The organism is Pseudomonas sp. p21 (genome assembly GCF_001642705.1).
Classification (GTDB): domain Bacteria; phylum Pseudomonadota; class Gammaproteobacteria; order Pseudomonadales; family Pseudomonadaceae; genus Aquipseudomonas.
In genome coordinates this window covers 446,390-463,225 of sequence record NZ_LWBV01000002.1, presented here as the reverse complement: position 1 = coordinate 463,225, position 16,836 = coordinate 446,390, and the positions used below count along the sequence as shown (strand labels likewise).

At 64.4% G+C, this 16,836-nt stretch carries 13 protein-coding genes; 10 read left to right on the top strand and 3 right to left on the bottom strand.

The annotated features are described in order from the left end of the window. Position 1 precedes the first annotated feature (1 nt). Positions 2-1,738, bottom strand: coding sequence for an arginine--tRNA ligase (argS, locus tag A4C63_RS07005; protein ID WP_063912063.1), 1,737 nt, complete (start codon positions 1,736-1,738; stop codon positions 2-4). A gap of 121 nt (positions 1,739-1,859) precedes the next feature. Next, entirely contained in the window at positions 1,860-4,079 is a 2,220-nt protein-coding gene (locus A4C63_RS07000; protein WP_063912062.1) for a primosomal protein N', read from the bottom strand. 167 nt (positions 4,080-4,246) lie between these two features. Between A4C63_RS07000 and rpmE the strand changes: the two genes are divergently transcribed. From rpmE to A4C63_RS06985, 3 genes are all read left to right on the top strand, one after another. Next, positions 4,247-4,462 carry a 50S ribosomal protein L31 gene (gene rpmE / locus A4C63_RS06995; protein ID WP_008092997.1) on the top strand — a complete coding sequence of 72 codons (216 nt, stop codon included), beginning with the start codon at positions 4,247-4,249 and terminating at the stop codon, positions 4,460-4,462. Between the two features lie 2 nt (positions 4,463-4,464). Continuing rightward, positions 4,465-5,286 (top strand): thermonuclease family protein, encoded by an 822-nt coding sequence (locus A4C63_RS06990; RefSeq protein WP_063912061.1) that lies wholly within the window; start codon positions 4,465-4,467, stop codon positions 5,284-5,286. A gap of 177 nt (positions 5,287-5,463) precedes the next feature. After that, positions 5,464-6,732 (top strand): malic enzyme-like NAD(P)-binding protein, encoded by a 1,269-nt coding sequence (locus tag A4C63_RS06985; protein ID WP_063912060.1) that lies wholly within the window; start codon positions 5,464-5,466, stop codon positions 6,730-6,732. A gap of 189 nt (positions 6,733-6,921) precedes the next feature. Here the strand turns inward: A4C63_RS06985 and A4C63_RS06980 are convergent, their stop codons facing one another. Further along, complete coding sequence (locus A4C63_RS06980) at positions 6,922-9,372, bottom strand: penicillin-binding protein 1A (protein ID WP_370464218.1); 2,451 nt, start codon at positions 9,370-9,372, stop codon at positions 6,922-6,924. Positions 9,373-9,566: 194 nt separating this feature from the next. Here A4C63_RS06980 and pilM point away from each other — a divergent pair, with 194 nt between their 5' ends. The 7 genes from pilM (at position 9,567) to A4C63_RS06945 (ending at position 16,547) form a co-directional block, all read left to right on the top strand. Further along, a complete protein-coding gene (gene pilM, locus A4C63_RS06975) occupies positions 9,567-10,448 on the top strand; it encodes a type IV pilus biogenesis protein PilM (RefSeq protein ID WP_063912058.1) in 882 nt (293 codons plus the stop codon). Beyond that, on the top strand, positions 10,445-10,981 hold the full coding sequence (locus tag A4C63_RS06970) for a PilN domain-containing protein (protein WP_063912057.1): 537 nt from the start codon (positions 10,445-10,447) through the stop codon (positions 10,979-10,981). Before pilM ends, A4C63_RS06970 begins: the two co-directional genes overlap by 4 nt. Then, positions 10,978-11,994, top strand: a complete 1,017-nt coding sequence (locus A4C63_RS06965; protein ID WP_063912056.1) for a pilus assembly protein PilP — start codon at positions 10,978-10,980, stop codon at positions 11,992-11,994. The genes A4C63_RS06970 and A4C63_RS06965 overlap by 4 nt, the downstream gene beginning before the upstream one ends. Continuing rightward, the gene (locus A4C63_RS06960; protein WP_082888272.1) at positions 11,918-13,186 is read left to right on the top strand and encodes a type IV pilus secretin PilQ; all 1,269 of its coding nucleotides are present in this window, start codon (positions 11,918-11,920) and stop codon (positions 13,184-13,186) included. The genes A4C63_RS06965 and A4C63_RS06960 overlap by 77 nt, the downstream gene beginning before the upstream one ends. A gap of 4 nt (positions 13,187-13,190) precedes the next feature. Then, entirely contained in the window at positions 13,191-13,709 is a 519-nt protein-coding gene (aroK, locus tag A4C63_RS06955; protein ID WP_025340956.1) for a shikimate kinase AroK, read from the top strand. Between the two features lie 96 nt (positions 13,710-13,805). After that, entirely contained in the window at positions 13,806-14,903 is a 1,098-nt protein-coding gene (aroB, locus tag A4C63_RS06950) for a 3-dehydroquinate synthase (RefSeq protein ID WP_015272135.1), read from the top strand. A gap of 15 nt (positions 14,904-14,918) precedes the next feature. Then, complete coding sequence (locus A4C63_RS06945) at positions 14,919-16,547, top strand: SPOR domain-containing protein (protein WP_063912054.1); 1,629 nt, start codon at positions 14,919-14,921, stop codon at positions 16,545-16,547. The last annotated feature ends 289 nt before the right edge of the window (positions 16,548-16,836 follow it).

Here is a 16,836-nt window from a genome sequence, read left to right as displayed (position 1 = left end):
CTTACATGCGCTCCAGGGTTTCCAGGCCGAGCAGTTCCAGACCTTGCTTGAGGGTGCGGCCGGTCAGGGCTGCCAGGCGCAGGCGGCTCTGTTGTTGCTCCGGGGTTTCGGCAGCCAGAATCGGGCAGTTCTCATAGAAGCTGGAGAACAGGCCGGCCAGGTCGTACAGGTAGCTGCACAGCACGTGCGGCGTGCCCTTGTCGGCGACGTTGTTGAGGATTTCGCCAAACTGCGCCAGGCGCGCGGCCAGGTCCTGCTCGTGGGCAGCCTGCAGCACGATGTTGCCGTCGACTTCATCGAAGCCCTTGCCCAGCTTGCGGAACACGCCGGCCACTCGGGTGTAGGCGTACAGCAGGTAAGGCGCGGTGTTGCCTTCGAAGTTGAGCATCAGTTCGAAGTTGAAGCTGTAGTCGCTGGTGCGGTGCTTGGACAGATCGGCGTACTTCACCGCGCCAATGCCCACCACTTCGCCGATGTGGCGCAGTTCTTCATCGGCCAGGCTCGGGTTCTTTTCCTTGACCAGCGCGTAGGCGCGCTCCTTGGCCTCGGTGAGCAGGTCGATCAGCTTCACGGTGCCGCCGTCACGGGTCTTGAACGGGCGGCCGTCGGCGCCATTCATGGTGCCGAAGCCCATGTGTTCCATCTGCATCGGGTGGCCGACGAAGCCTGCGCGGCGTGCAACTTCGAACACCTGGTTGAAGTGCAGGGCCTGGCGCTGGTCGACGAAGTAGAGGGCGCGGTCCGCCTTGAGCACGTTGCTGCGGTAGCGCACGGCGGCCAGGTCGGTGGTGGCGTACAGGTAGCCGCCGTCGGCCTTTTGCACGATCACCGGCAGTGGCTCGCCTTCGCTGTTCTTGAACTCGTCGAGGAACACGCACTGGGCGCCCTGGTCTTCGACCAGCAGGCCCTTGGCCTTGAGGTCGGCGACCACGTTGGCCAGGTCGTCGTTGTAGGCGCTTTCACCCATCACGTCGGCCATGGTCAGCTTGACGTTGAGCAGCTCGTAGGTCTTCTGGCAGTGCGACAGCGAAATGTCCTTGAAGCGCGTCCACAGGGCCATGCAGTCCGGGTCGCCGGCCTGCAGCTTGACCACCAGGCCGCGGGCTCGGGTGGCGAATTCTTCGGATTCGTCGAAGCGCTTCTTGGCGGCGCGGTAGAAGTTTTCCAGGTCCGACAGCTCGTCGCTGGTGATCGGGTTTTCTTCCAGGTAGGCCAGCAGCATGCCGAACTGGGTGCCCCAGTCGCCCACGTGGTTCTGGCGGATCACGTCATCGCCGAGGAACTCCAGCACGCGCGCCACGCTGTCACCGATGATGGTCGAACGCAGGTGGCCGACGTGCATCTCCTTGGCCAGGTTGGGTGCCGACATGTCGATCACCACCTTTTGCGCAGGGCCGGCCTTGCGCGCACCCAGGTGGGCGTCGGCCAGTGCGGCATCCAGGCGGTTGGCCAGGGCGTCGGTGTTCTGGAAGAAATTGAGGAAGCCGGGGCCGGCGATCTCGACCTTGCTGATGTCGGTGCTGGCCGGCAGGGCATTGATCAGTTTCTCGGCCAGGTCGCGCGGCTTCATGCCGGCCGGCTTGGCCAGCATCATGGCGATGTTGCTGGCGAAGTCGCCGTGAGTCTTGTCCCGGGCGTTTTCCACCTGGATCGCCGGCGACAGCCCTTCAGGCAGCACACCGTCGGTGACGAGTTGGGTGAGGGCTTGCTGGATAAGCTGGCGAATGGTGTCTTTCATGGGGATCTCTTTTCGACCGCAAGCGCGGTGGAGCGCTTGGATGCGCAGGTGGAAAAACTGGGCATTATCCGTGGCTGGGGGCGGGTTGCCAACCTTTGGGGCTGCAAAGCAGCCCGCAGGATCAATAAAGGTCTACCGGGTCGACATCCAGCGACCAACGCACCTGGCGCCCGCTCGGCATCTGCTCCAACACTAGCAACCAGGCGCTGATCAGTCGATGCAAAGGCGCCCGCGTATTGGCCTGTATCAACAGTTGCGCACGGAAGCGCCCGGCGCGGCGCTCCATGGGTGCTGGCACCGGCCCCAGCAGCTCGATGCCAGGCAGCTGCTGTTCGGCCACCAGGCGCTCGGCGGCGGCACAGGCCTCGTCGAGGAAACCTTCGGCCTGCCCGGGCTTGTGCGCTTCGGCGCGCAGCAGTGCCAGGTGCGAGTAAGGTGGCAGCCCGGCGGCGCGGCGCTCATCCAGGGCCTGCTCGGCGAAGGCGAAGTAGCCCTGTTCGGTAAGCTGCACCAGCAGTGGATGGTCGGCCAGGTGGGTCTGGATGATGACCTTGCCGGGTTCCTCGGCCCGCCCGGCCCGTCCGGCAACCTGCACGATCAACTGCGCCATGCGTTCGCTGGCGCGGAAATCGCCGGAGAACAGCCCGCCATCGGCATCGAGGATGGCCACCAGGGTCACCCGCGGGAAGTGGTGGCCCTTGGCGAGCATCTGGGTGCCGACAAGGATGCTTGGCTGGCCGCGCTGGATGGTGCTGAACAGGTTGTGCATGGCGTCCTTGCGTGCCGTGCTGTCGCGGTCCACACGCAGGATCGGGTAATCCGGGAACAGCACTTTCAGGCGCTCTTCGGCACGCTCGGTGCCGGCACCGACCGGGCGCAGGTCAACGTGGTTGCACTGCGGGCACTGCTGCGGCAGGCGCTCGTCATAGCCGCAATGGTGGCAGCGCAGCACGCCGGAGCGTTGGTGCACGGTCATGCGCGCATCGCAGCGCGGGCATTCGGACAGCCAGCCGCAATCGTGGCACAGCAAGGTCGGGGCGAAGCCGCGGCGGTTGAGGAACACCAGCACTTGCTGGCCCGCCTCCAGGGTCTGGCGGATGGCCTGCTGCAGCGGACCGCTGATGCCGCTGTCCAGCGGCAGGCTCTTCACATCCAGACGCAGCATGCGCGGCGGGCGTGCGCCGCCGGCGCGCTGGTTCATGCGCAGCAGGCGGTAGCGACCGGTCAGGGCGTTGTGCAGGGTTTCCAGCGATGGTGTGGCAGAACCGAGCAGGATCGGGATGTTTTCCTGGTGGGCGCGTACCAGCGCCAGGTCGCGGGCGTGGTAGCGCAAGCCTTCCTGCTGTTTATAGGAACCGTCGTGCTCCTCGTCGATGATGATCAGGCCGGGGTTCTTCATCGGCGTGAACAGCGCCGAGCGGGTGCCGATGATGATGTCGGCTTCGCCATCCCGGGCGGCCAGCCAGGCATCCAGGCGCTCGCGGTCGTTCACCGCCGAATGCAGCAGGGCGATGCGGGCGTTGAAGCGTTGCTCGAAGCGGGCCAGGGTCTGTGGGCCGAGGTTGATCTCCGGGATCAGTACCAGGGCCTGCTTGCCGGCTTCCAGGGTTTCGCGGATCAGTTGCAGGTACACCTCGGTCTTGCCGCTGCCGGTGACACCGGCCAGCAGGAAGGCGCCAAAGCCACCAAAGCCTTCGCGTACAGCGTCGAAGGCGTCGCGTTGCTCTTCGTTGAGCGGCAGCTCCGGCTGGGCCAGCCAGTGTTCGTGGCGCAGCGTCGGCAGGTGGCGGCGGACCTCGATCTGCACCAGGTCCTTGGCCAGCAGCAGGTCGAGGCTGTCCTTGTTCAGGTTGAGCTTGGCCAGCAGGCTGTGAGCCACGCCGTGCGGGTGCTGGGCCAGGGTCTTGAGGGCATCGCGCTGGCGCGGTGCGCGGGCGATGCGCGGGTCTTCCAGGCGGGCGCCGGGAGCGACGTGCCAGAAGCGCTCCTGGCGCATCTCGGCGGGTTCGCCCTGGCGCAACAGGGTCGGCAAGGCCCAGCTCAGGGTGTCGCCCAGGCTGTGCTGGTAGTACTGGGCGGTCCACAGGCACAATTTGAACAGCGACGGTGGGATCGGCGACTCCGGGTCGAGCAGGGCACTGGCCGGCTTGAGCTTGTCGGCGGGCACTTCGCTCTGCTCGCACACCTCCACCAGCACGCCGATCATTTCGCGGCGGCCGAATGGCACGCGAATGCGCATGCCCGGGGTCAAGGCCTGGCGCGCCATGCTTGCCGGCGCCTTGTAGTCGAACAGGCGACGCAGCGGAGAGGGCAGGGCAAGGCGCAGGATGACGTCGGACACGCGGAAAGTCTCGGAGGGCGTTTCAAAGACTGGCGAGCCTAGCAGACGACGGTCGGTGCAAGCGACAACTTGCGTTGGCGTGATGCTCTGGTATTATTCGCCGCCTAATTACGTGCGGTATTCAACAATAGGTGTTGGGTGGCGGCACGCAGCTCGAGGAAGTGACCATGAAAGCAGATATTCATCCGAACTACGAAGTAGTTGCAGTCACCTGCAGCTGCGGCAACAAATTCGAAACTCGTTCGACCCTGGGCAACACCCTGGCGATCGACGTTTGCAACCTGTGCCACCCGTTCTACACCGGTAAGCAGAAAGTCCTGGACACCGGTGGTCGCGTACAGAAGTTCGCCGATCGCTTCGGTATGTTCGGTACCAAGAAGTAATCATGCGCATGGCGAATCCTTCGGGCTTCGCGTTGCTGCTGAAAAAAGCGCCCCTTGTGGGCGCTTTTTTTATGGGCGTCATCTGGCATTTCCCGGCCCTGGCGTTCTGCCCGCTGCCAGAGCAAATGCAGCAGGTGGCGGTACGCCAGGTGGTGGATGGCGATACCTTGCGCCTGGTCGATGGCCGCAGTGTGCGCCTGATCGGCATGAATGCCCCGGAAATCGGCCGCAACGGCCGCGCCAGCGAGCCCTATGCCGAGGCCGCCAGGCAGCGCCTGCAGGCCTTGGTCAAGGCCAGTGACGGGCGTGTCGGGCTGGTGCCGGGCATCGAGGCCAGGGACAAATACGGCCGTACGCTGGCGCACATCTACGGCCGCAATGGCGACAATCTGGAAGCGCAATTGCTCAGCGAGGGCCTGGGTTATCGCGTGGCGGTTGCCCCCAATGTGCGCCTCAGCGCTTGCCAACAGCTTGCCGAGCAGGCTGCGCGCAAGGCTGGCAGCGGACTGTGGCGCCGTTCGCCGGTGGTGCGTGCAGGGGATGTGAGGCAGTCGGGGTTCGCGATCATTGCAGGCCGCATCGAAGGCGTGGAGCGCAACCGTGGCGGGGTCTGGCTGACCCTGGACAGTGCTGTGGTGCTGCAGGTTCCCGCTCGTCTGCAACGCAACTTCCCCGCCAGCTTCTTCGATAACCTCAAGGGACGCCAGGTCGAAGCGCGTGGTTGGGTGCTGGATCGTTCCCGCAAGGGCGGCCTCAAACCCGGGCAGCGACGCTGGGTGTTGCCATTGACCGATCCGAGCATGTTGGAACGCATTTCAGGCTAAAAGATGTAGACATTTCGCTATTGGATTGTACACACTGTGAGCCGTATGCCCCGTGGGTTATAGCGTAAAGTCGTAGGCTAAAGGCCTTGACACAAGTGACCGACCAGTCTTGTGACTCCCCGGCTCTTTGCGTATCCTCGGCGGTCCGTCAGAACAGTAAATAGCGGAATGCCCACCATGTCAGACCTGAAAACCGCCGCTCTCGAATACCACGCTCAACCTCGTCCGGGGAAACTGAGCGTCGAGCTCTCCAAGCCCACTGCCACCGCCCGTGACCTCGCCCTGGCCTACAGCCCAGGTGTTGCTGAGCCCGTGCGCGAAATCGGCCGTGATCCAGAGCTGGCTTACAAATACACCGGCAAAGGCAACCTGGTTGCGGTGATTTCCGATGGCACCGCCATCCTCGGTCTGGGCGACCTCGGCCCACTGGCTTCCAAGCCGGTCATGGAAGGCAAGGGTGTTCTGTTCAAGCGTTTCGCCGGTATCGACGTGTTCGACATCGAAGTCGAATCGGAAAGCCCGCAAGCGTTCATCGACACCGTTCGCCGCATCTCGATCACCTTCGGTGGCATCAACCTCGAAGACATCAAGGCACCTGAGTGCTTCGAAATCGAGCGCACCCTGATCGAACAGTGCGACATCCCGGTATTCCACGATGACCAGCACGGTACCGCCATCGTGACCGCGGCCGGCATGATCAACGCCCTGGAAATCGCCGGCAAGAAGCTGGAAGACGCCAAGATCGTCTGCCTGGGTGCCGGCGCTGCGGCCATCTCCTGCATGAAACTGCTGGTGAGCATGGGTGCCAAGGTCGAGAACATCTACATGATCGACCGCAGCGGCGTGATCCACGCTGGCCGTGACGACCTGAACCAGTACAAGGCGCAGTTCGCCCACGCCACCGACAAGCGCACCCTGGCTGACGCCCTCGACGGTGCCGACGTGTTCGTAGGCCTGTCCGGCCCGAACCTGCTGAGCGCCGAAGGCCTGAAGTCGATGGCTGCCAACCCGATCGTGTTCGCCTGCTCGAACCCGGACCCGGAAATCGCGCCAGAGCTGGCTCACGCCACCCGCAGCGACGTGATCATGGCGACCGGTCGTTCCGACTACCCGAACCAGGTCAACAACGTACTGGGCTTCCCGTTCATCTTCCGTGGTGCCCTGGACGTTCGCGCCAAGCGCATCAACGAAGAAATGAAGATCGCTGCCGCCATCGCCCTGAAAGACCTGGCCAAGCTGCCAGTGCCGAAGGAAGTGTGCGACGCCTACGGCGTACAGGCTCTGGAGTTCGGCCGTGAGTACATCATTCCGAAGCCGCTGGACGCACGCCTGATCACCGTCGTTTCCGACGCTGTGGCCAAGGCCGCCATCGAATCCGGCGTGGCTACCCTGCCGTATCCGAAGCACTACCCGCTGACCAGCGTGGATGATGTGTTCAAAGGCTGATTGCTGCCTGGCGACACAAAAAAGCCCCGGCTCGTATGAGTCGGGGCTTTTTGTTTGCCGGTGGGGTTGGCGCGGCCTTTGTGGGAGCGGGCGTGCCCGCGAAGAATCCAGCGCGGAGGCTGGCACCGGCTACGCCGGTGTTCGCGGGCATGCCCGCTCCCACAGGGTCGGTGTTGCCTTCGAGGGCTCTTAGAACAGATCCATCGGTGCCGCTTCATCCGCCGGCAGCGGGCTGCCCGGTGCTGCGCCAGTGCCCAGTTCGTCCACCGACGGCGGCGAGTCCTCGGCCTTGAACAGCTCGAAGTAAGCATTCGGCGTGCTTGGCGAAGCGGCACGGCCGCTGACCGGGTCGACGCGCAGACTGAGGATGCCTTCCGGCTCGGCAGGCGCATGCTCAGGCTTGTCCTTGAGTGCCGCACCCATGAAACTCATCCAGATCGGTAGCGCCACGGTGCCGCCATACTCGCGGCGGCCCAGGGTTTCGGGCTGGTCGAAACCAACCCACACGGTGGTCACGTAGTCGGCGTTGTAGCCGGAGAACCAGGCGTCCTTGGACTCGTTGGTGGTACCGGTCTTGCCTGCCAGGTCGGTACGGCCCAAGGCCAGGGCCCGGCGACCGGTACCGCGCTTGATCACGTCCTGCAGCATGCTGGTGAGGATGTAGGTGGTGCGCCCGTCGATGATCTGCTCGGCCACGACCGGCGCCTGTGGTGCAGACGCCACCTGGCTGAAGGCAGCGGGTGCCTCGCCTGGCATGGCTGCGGTACTGATCGGCTGTTCCGGCGCTGCCAGGCCCGCCTGGTCCTGGGCACCTTGCGGTACTCGGGCCGGGTTGGCGGTGAACAGCGTCTCGCCGCTGCGGCTTTCGATGCGCTCGATCAGATACGGGGTGATCTTGTAGCCGCCGTTGGCAAAGGTGCTCCAGCCGGTGGCGATCTCCATCGGGGTCAGGGTGGCGGTGCCCAGTGCCAGCGACAGGTTGCGTGGCAGGTCCTGCTTGTTGAAGCCGAACTTGGCGATGTAGTCGATGGTGCGGTCCACGCCCATGGCCTGCAGCAGGCGGATCGACACCAGGTTGCGCGACTTGTACAGCGCCTCGCGCATGCGGATCGGGCCAAGGAAGGTGTTGGTGTCGTTCTTCGGCCGCCAGACCTTGTCCAGGTACTCGTCGACGAACACGATCGGTGCGTCGTTGACCAGGCTGGATGCGGTATAGCCACTGTCCAGGGCGGCACTGTAGACGAACGGCTTGAAACTCGAACCCGGCTGGCGCTTGGCCTGCATGGCACGGTTGTAGTTGCTCTGCTCGAACGAGAAACCGCCGACCAGGGCGCGGATGGCGCCGTTGTAGGGGTCGAGGGTGACCAGTGCACTCTGCGCCCCAGGTACTTGGCTGAACTTGAGCTTGCCATCCTCCAGGCGCTGCACGCGCACCAGGTCGCCGACCTGGGCCACGTCCGCCGGCGACTGCGGCGCACGGCCCTGGGAGTTGCTGTTGATGAACGGGCGCGCCCATTTCATGGTGTCCCAGGCAACCAGCTCTTCCTGACCGCCACGGGTCAGCACCTTGAGGCCGGTTTTTTCGACCTGGGTGACGATGGCCGGCTCCAGGCCGCCAAGGCTGCGCTGCTTGCCCAGTTCCTGCAGCCAGGCCGCCTGGGTGCGGCCCGGGAAGCGTGCTTCGGGGCCCCGGTAGCCGTGGCGCTCGTCGTAGTCGGAGAGGCCGTTGAGGATGGCCTTGTTGGCCATCTCCTGCATGTCGCTGGGCACCGTGGTGGTAACGCGGAAGCCTTCGGTATAGGCGTCGCTGCCGTAGCGGCCGACCATTTCGGCGCGGGCCATTTCGGCGATGTAAGGCGCATTCACTTCAGGCGCTGGCACGTGGTAGCTGGCGTTGAGCGGCTCGGCCAAGGCTGCCTGGTAGCTGGCTTCGTCGATCTTGCCCAGCTTGTACATGCGACCGAGGATCCAGTCGCGGCGCTCCTTGGCGCGCACCGGGTTGGCCAGCGGGTTGAAGCGCGAGGGTGCCTTGGGCAGGCCGGCGATCATCGCCATCTGCGCCAGGCTCACGTCGCGGATCGACTTGCCGTAGTACACCTGTGCAGCGGCGTCGATACCGTAGGCGCGGTTGCCCAGGTAGATCTTGTTCACGTACAGCTCGAGGATCTCGTCCTTGGTCAGCTCACGCTCGATCTGCAGGGCCAGCAGGATCTCGTTGGTCTTGCGCGAGAAGCTGCGCTCGCTGGTGAGGAAGAAGTTCTTCGCCACCTGCATGGTGATGGTACTGCCGCCAGTCTGGATATGCCCGGTTTTCACCAGCTGGGTTGCGGCGCGCATCAGGCTGCTGGGGTCGACACCGTAGTGGTTGAGGAAATTGTCGTCCTCGGCCGACAGAAGCGCCTGGATGAACTGTGGGGGAATTTCCGCGAAACGGATTGGCGAGCGACGCATTTCGCCGAACTCGGCAATCAGCTTGCCGTCGCTGCTGTACACCCTGAGGGGGATCTGCAACTGGATGCTTCTGAGCGACTCGACCGAGGGCAGGTTGGGGCTAAGATACAGAAACGCACCGCTCACACCGAGTACGAGCGCGCAGATGACTGCGACGGAAGACCACCAGAAGAACTTCAGCAGGCGTATCAAGGCTTTTCGGTGTCCAGGTTGGGAGTGGATTGCGCGCAGGTCCGGCGGACCAGAAAACGCTGGGCATTATAAGCATTTTTTCGCCTCTCCGGGTTACCGGCCAGGCTGCCCGTCGCCTCGATGGGCCGGCGCGGCCTAGAGTTGACGCGGGGTTGAGACAGATAGCTGCGACAGACAACAAGGATGCCACGATGCTAGGACGCTTCGGCAAGGATGCCGGTTCACTCGTGGGGGTGGAAATTGCCCCTGACACCGTTCGGATGGTGCAACTGCAGCGGCGCAACCGGCGCTGTCGGGTGCTTGCCTCGGTACAGGAACCGTTCGAATCACCGGCTGACAGTGATTGGGCGGCAGAGCCTGCTGACGTGGTGGCTGCCTTGAGGCGTGCCTACCGACGCAGCGGCCTCAGGCAGCGCCGGGTAGCGCTGGCACTACCGGCCAACCAGGTGATCTGCAAGCTGTGCCACCTGCCAGTGGCGCAGGACGGGGCAGAAATGGAGGCGCAGCTGCTGGCCGACGCCGAACGGCTATTCCCATTTCCGCTGGAAGACCTGGCCCTGGATTTTCAGGTCATGGGGGCCTCTCGTGTCCAGCCAGGCTGCGCCGAGGTGATGGTGGCTGCGTGTCGGCAGAGTGCACTGGCACCACTTGAAGGCGTCGTCGAGGAGGCCGGGTTGCAGCTGGAGGCCGTCGAGGTCGACAGCATTGCCTTGGGGCGCATGCTGCCGCAGGGCAGTCACCAGGGCTCGGCGCTGCTGCGTATCGAGGCGCACAGCACCACCCTTTATGGCTGGCGGTCGGGGCGACCGCAGCAACGGCGTGAGCTGAGCCTGGGGATGTCGACGATAACGGGGGCGCTGCCGGAGCGCTTGCAGGACCTGCTCGCCAGTGAACCTTTGCCCGATTGCCTGTTGATCGCCAGCCGTTCGCCGATCGAACCGGGTCGGTTGCAGAGCCTGGGCTCCCAGTTGAACCTGCCGTGTCGCCCGGTGCCTGACCTGGCGGGCCTGGAGCACGTCGATAGCGCGATGATCCTGGCGTGCGCCCTGGCTCTTGGAGGGTTGCGCCGATGATGCGGCTGAACCTTCTGCCCTGGCGCGAACGGCAGCGCCAGGCAGCGTTGCGGTGTTTTCGCAGGCAACTGGTCGCCGGTGCGCTGCTGGCCCTGTGTGGCGTGACGCTGGTCGACCAGTTGGCCCGCCAGCGCGGGCAACAGCAGGCGTTGGCCAATACCCAGCACCAGGCAGCCCTTGAGGTGTTGGGCGAGCAATTGCAGCCGCTGGCCGATGTGCGTGCGCAGCATGGGGCACTACTGGCCCGCACGGCGGCGCTGGAAAGCCTGCGCGCCCATCAGGATGTGTTGGCTGGGGTATTCGCTGACCTCGAGAGGGCGTTGCCAGTGGGGGTGCAGCTGCTCGACCTCCGCCTGGAAAGCGGCCGCCTGCAGATGACCGGGCTGGCCACGTCTGGTGCCGTGGTCGCGCAGTTCATGCGTGACCTGAGCCGCTCGAGTACGTTGCACGGTCTGGAGCTCAAGCGCATCAGGAGCCTGCCGGGCGGCGATGAGTTCCTGCTGGGTGCGCGCGTTTCGGTGTTCTGGTCGTGAATGCAGCAAAGGTACTCGGCTGGCTGGCCGTGGCCGAGCGCTCCCGACGCTTCAGGCAGCTGGCGCCAGTGCTGGTGGCCTTGGCGTTATTTGGCCTGGGCTGCGCGATACGTCTGCCGGCAGTGTTGCAGCAGCAGGCGCACGAGAAGGCCCGGCACACCGAGCTGAACGACCGGCAGGCAGCCAGCGTGGTGCAGTTGGCCGAACTGGAGCAGCTCCAGGCGTCCGTGGCCAGTGCCGAGCAACGCTTGCAGGAGGCGCACTGGCATCTGGCGGCCGGGGAGGGCATGAGCGACCTGCTCGACCGCCTGGCGGCTTCGGGGCATGCGCATGGTTTGCTCATCGAGCGGTTCGAGGTACATGAAGACGAACAACAGGCCGGTTTGCGCAAAGTACCGCTGGAGTTGCAGGTGGTGGGGCGTTACGCGGCCTTGCGCCAGTGGCTGGGGGACTGGTTGGGCCAGGCGCGTGTGCTGCGCAGCGGTGACTTGCAGTTGGCTGCAGCCGCTGGCCAGCCTGGTCTGCTGCGCCTGCAGTTGCGGGTTGATGCCTATCAGGCGCTGGCTCCCATGCCGGCACCCGCTGTATTTGCGCGCATGCCGGCCAGGGGCGTGACGGCAGCGCCCGCAGTCGATCCGTTTGCGCCCGGGGCAGCGCGATTGATGGGCACCGGGCTGGCCAATGTGCCGTTGGCGCAACTGGAGATGGTCGGCAGCCTGTCGCGTGGGGCCGTGCACGAAGCACTGCTTATGGCGGCTGGCAGGCTCTATCGCGTGGGCCCTGGGGACCAGGTCGGGCGTGACCAGGGTGTGGTGGCGAGGGTTGATCAAGGCCAGGTCGAAGTACGCGAACGGCTGTTCATGGCAGGGGTGTGGCACGAGCGCACGGCGTTCATCACCCTCGCAAAGCGCCTGGGCAAGGAGGCCCCGGACCACGATGAAAACATTGATGAAATGGGCGCTGGCAGCCCTGCTGCCGATCCCGCTGGCGTTGGCGGCGCCTTATCAGGGTGAACCGCTGTCGCTGAACTTCCAGGATGTGGAAGTGCGCTCGGTACTGCAGGTGCTGGCTGACTATGCCGACGTCAACCTGGTCGCCAGCGATGCCGTGCAGGGTAGCGTCACCTTGCGTTTGCAGGATGTGCCGTGGGACCAGGCGCTGGATCTGGTGCTGCGCAGCAAGGGCCTGGCCCGGCGCCAGGAGGGCAATGTACTGCTGGTGGCGCCTGCGGCCGAGTTTGCTGCGCAGTCTGTCGAAGCCCGCGTGGGCCAGGCGCTGGATGCGCAGTTGCAGCCGTTGCGCCGGGAACTGCTGCCCATCCATCACGCCAAGGCCGCCGAGCTGGCGGAGTTGCTGCTGGCGAACCTGGCGGACGACGGCATCCTCACCGGGCGCGGTAGCCTGAATGTCGATGAACGCACCAATACCCTGGTGGTATACCAGCCTGCCGACCGCCTTGCCGAGTTGCGGAAACTGGTGGCGCAGCTGGACGTGCCGGTGCGCCAGGTGGCAATAGAGGCACGTATCGTCGAGGCCAACGTCGATTACGAGAAGAACCTGGGGGTGCGTTGGGGTGGGCCGCTGTACGTTGAAAGCCCGCGGCCGGGCAAGGATTTGTTCGTCGACCTTGGAGTGGAGCGCATGGGCAGCAGCATCGGCCTGGGCCTGCTGCGCGGCGGCGTGCTGCTCGACCTGGAGCTCAGGGCCATGGAAAAGAGCGGCAATGGCGAGATCATCTCGCAGCCCAAGGTCGTCACCGCCGACAAGGAAACGGCCAGGATCCTCAAGGGCACCGAAGTGCCGTACCAGGAGACCAGCAAGAGTGGCGCCACCTCGGTCGCGTTCCGCGAAGCCTCGCTGTCGCTGGAGGTGACCCCGCAGATCACTCCGGACAACAAGGTGATCATGACCGTCAGGGTGACCAAGGACGAGCCGGATTACGTCAATGCCTTGAACAACGTACCGCCGATCCGCAAGAACGAGGTCAATGCCAAGGTTCGCGTGGCGGACGGCGAAACGATCGTGATCGGTGGCGTTTACTCGACCTCGCAAAACAATGTGGTCGACAAGGTGCCATTTTTCGGCGATCTGCCGTATGTTGGGCGGCTGTTTCGACGCGATGCATTACAAGAGAAAAAATCCGAGCTGCTGGTCTTCCTGACTCCGCGTATCATGAATGACCAGGCGATTGCTGTGAGTCGTTGATTCTGTGCGAAATTTGATACTTGTGGGGCCCATGGGCGCTGGTAAAAGCACCATTGGACGCCTATTGGCCAAAGAGCTGCGCCTGCTGTTCAAGGATTCCGACAAGGAAATCGAACTGCGATGCGGCGCCAACATCCCGTGGATTTTCGACAAGGAAGGCGAGCCGGGTTTCCGTGACCGTGAGCAGGCGATGATCGCCGAGCTGTGCGCACTCGACGGCGTGGTCCTGGCGACCGGCGGTGGTGCGGTAATGCGCGAAGCCAACCGCCAGGCGCTGCATCAGGGTGGCCGGGTGATCTACCTGCATGCTTCGGTGGAACAGCAGGTTGGCCGTACCGCACGCGATCGCAATCGCCCCCTGCTGCGCACGGCCAATCCCGAGGCGACCTTGCGCGCCCTGCTGGAAACCCGCGACCCGCTCTACCGCGAGATCGCCGACTTGGTAGTAGAAACCGACGAGCGGCCGCCACGCATGGTGGTAATCGATATTCTCGAGCGCTTGCAGCAGTTGCCGCCCCGTTAGCCCGGGACTATTCTCGGCCACCAGCGCCGAGGCGAGGTTCAACGTAACCGCGTGGGCGCCCGAACGGCGTCGCGCCCAAGTACATTGTGGGGATACATGCAGACACTAAAGGTCGACCTGGGCGAGCGTAGCTACCCGATCTACATTGGCGAAGGCCTGCTGGACCAGCCCGAGCTGCTGGCGCCGCACATCGCCGGGCGGCAGGTTGCCATCGTTTCCAACGAGACCGTCGCGCCCCTGTATCTCGAACGCTTGAGCAAGACGCTGGGTGCCTATTCGGTGCTGCCGGTGGTATTGCCTGATGGCGAAGCCCACAAGAACTGGGAAACCCTGCAACTGATCTTCGATGGCCTGCTGACGGCACGGCACGATCGCCGCACCACCGTGGTCGCCCTGGGTGGCGGCGTGATCGGTGACATGGCCGGCTTCGCCGCTGCCTGCTACCAGCGCGGCGTCGACTTCATCCAGGTGCCGACTACCCTGCTGTCCCAGGTCGACTCCTCGGTCGGCGGCAAGACCGGCATCAACCACCCGCTGGGCAAGAACATGGTCGGTGCCTTCTACCAGCCCAATGCGGTGCTGATCGACACCACCAGTCTCAAGACCCTGCCGGCACGCGAGCTGTCCGCAGGCCTGGCCGAAGTGATCAAGTACGGCCTGATCTGCGACAAGCCGTTCCTCGCCTGGCTCGAGGACAATATGCAGGCGTTGCGTGCCCTCGACCCGGTGGCGCTGACCGAAGCCATCCGCCGCTCCTGCGCGGCCAAGGCCGCGGTCGTGGGTGCCGACGAGCGCGAGTCTGGCGTGCGCGCCACGCTGAACCTGGGGCATACCTTCGGGCATGCCATCGAGACCCATATGGGTTATGGCGTGTGGCTGCACGGCGAAGCCGTGGCGGCGGGCACGGTAATGGCCCTGGAGATGTCCATGCGCCTTGGCTGGATCGACCAGGCCGAGCGCGATCGCGGAATCCGCCTGTTGCAGGACGCAGGTTTGCCGGTGGTGCCACCACAGGAAATGACCCCGGCGCATTTCATGGAGCACATGGCGGTCGACAAAAAGGTGCTCGACGGTCGTTTGCGTCTGGTGCTGCTGCGCCAGATGGGCGAGGCCGTGGTGACCGACGACTATCCGAAAGAGATTCTACAGGCCACGTTGTCGGCGGATTACCGCGCGATCGTGGCCCAGCTTTGAGGTTGTGACAGCGCAATGACCAGTTTGCATGCCGATGAGGCCTTTCTCGACCATTACCAGTTGAGCCACGATCCGTTCGCGCCCCGCGTGCCCGGCTTCAAGTTCTTCCCGGCCCAGCGCAAGCCCGTGCTCGGCCAACTGCACCACCTGGCGCGCTACAGCCAGCTGATGCTGGTTGTCAGCGGCCCGCTGGGCAGCGGCAAGACCCTGCTGCGCCAGGCCCTGGTGGCCAGCACCAACAAGCAGGCAGTGCAGAGTGTGGTGGTGTCCGCCCGTGGCGCCAGCGATGCCGCCAGCGTACTCGGCCAGGTTGCGCAGAACCTGGATGTGGCCCAGGCCGAAGTGCAGGCGATCCTGGCCAAGGTGGTGCAACTGGCACTGACCGGCCAGGAAGTGTATTTGCTGGTGGACGATGCGGAACAACTCGACGAGTCGGCACTCCAAGCGTTGCTGGAATTGGCGGCGGGTGTACCGGAAGGGCGCCCGCATGTGTTCCTGTTCGGTGAGCCGTCGCTGATTGCCGGGCTGGACGAGATCAATGTCGAGGAAGAACGCTTCCACATCATCGAACTCGCCCCCTACAGTGAAGAAGAAACCCGCGAGTACCTGGAGCAGCGCCTGGAAGGTGCTGGCCGGGGCATCGAGGTGTTCAGCCGTGAACAGATCGTCGATATCCATGAAAACTCCGACGGCTGGCCTGGCAACATCAACCAGGTCGCCCGTGACACTTTGATCGAAGCCATGATCGCCAGCCGCTCGACGGCCAAGCGACCATCCATGGGGTTCAAGATGCCTAAAAAACATGTGCTCGCGCTGTCCGCTGTGGTTGTGGTCGCCGTTGCGGCCGCGGTGTTGATGCCGAAGAAAGGTGACAAGGCGCCCGCCGAAGCGCCGGCTGCCCAGGCCCAGTTGCCGCTTGGCGAGGGCCAGACCAATGGTGGCAACCCAGCCATCGAGTTCTCGGGTTCGTCCCAGCCGATGCCGCTGCCGCTGGTTGGTCAGTCGCAGCCGGTGATGCGCGAGCCGCTGGCCCAGGCCGCCGGCATGGGCGAGGGTGAAGAGGGCAGCCCGGCCGGTGATACTGCCCTGCAGCCAGGCAACCCGCCGCCAACCGTGACCACCATCGCGCCGCCGCAAGGTGTGCCGGCGGGCCCGGCCCCGGTACCTGCCCAGCCTGTAGCCACGGCTCCGGCCCAGCCGGTGCAGCCACAGCCGGTTGCGCCTGCGCCAAAACCTGTCGCAACCCAGCCTGCCAAACCGGTTGCGCCTGCCAAACCTGCGCCAGCACCGACCCAGGTCGCCGTGGCCAAGCCGGCCGCCAAGCCTGCCGAGAAGCCAGCGGCCGGTGGCAGCGGCAATAGCGGCTGGTACGCCGGGCAGAAACCGGGCAATTACGTGGTGCAGATCCTGGGTACCAGCTCCGAGGCTTCGGCCCAGGCGTTCGTCAAGGCCCAGGGTGGCGACTATCGCTACTTCAAGAAAAACCTGCAGGGCAAGCCGCTGTACGTAGTCACTTACGGCAACTTCGCCAACCGCGACGCAGCGGTTGCGGCAATCAAGAACTTGCCAGCGAAGGTCCAGGCTGGTAAACCTTGGCCACGTACCGTCGCCAGCGTCCAACAAGAGCTGGCCTCGGCCCGCTGATACCTTCCGGGCGGCATCACCCCGCCGCCCAGTAGCTAAGCGAATTCTAGCTTTCGACTAGCCTGCTGCGCCTGAGCGCGGCAGGCTTTTCTGTCCCAGACTGCCGGCCACAAGCCTTACTTGCAGTCATGGCTGAAACGCTTCAGACTCGAGCCAAGCCGCTATCACGGCGCATGGCGCAAAAACATTCAAAATTGCGACATAAATTTTCAATGGTGAGACATGAAAATTTGTGAGCATCGCTGTCGCTGTGCAACAATGGTTTTCCATGGCCACCGCAAAAAAGCTG

Coding starts and splice junctions, on each gene's coding strand:
- argS (WP_063912063.1), bottom strand. CDS start 1,738: ATGAAAGACACCATTCGCCAGCTTATCCAGCAAGCCCTCACCCAACTC.
- rpmE (WP_008092997.1), top strand. CDS start 4,247: ATGAAAGCAGATATTCATCCGAACTACGAAGTAGTTGCAGTCACCTGC.
- A4C63_RS06990 (WP_063912061.1), top strand. CDS start 4,465: ATGCGCATGGCGAATCCTTCGGGCTTCGCGTTGCTGCTGAAAAAAGCG.
- A4C63_RS06985 (WP_063912060.1), top strand. CDS start 5,464: ATGTCAGACCTGAAAACCGCCGCTCTCGAATACCACGCTCAACCTCGT.
- pilM (WP_063912058.1), top strand. CDS start 9,567: ATGCTAGGACGCTTCGGCAAGGATGCCGGTTCACTCGTGGGGGTGGAA.
- A4C63_RS06970 (WP_063912057.1), top strand. CDS start 10,445: ATGATGCGGCTGAACCTTCTGCCCTGGCGCGAACGGCAGCGCCAGGCA.
- A4C63_RS06960 (WP_082888272.1), top strand. CDS start 11,918: ATGAAAACATTGATGAAATGGGCGCTGGCAGCCCTGCTGCCGATCCCG.
- aroB (WP_015272135.1), top strand. CDS start 13,806: ATGCAGACACTAAAGGTCGACCTGGGCGAGCGTAGCTACCCGATCTAC.
- A4C63_RS06945 (WP_063912054.1), top strand. CDS start 14,919: ATGACCAGTTTGCATGCCGATGAGGCCTTTCTCGACCATTACCAGTTG.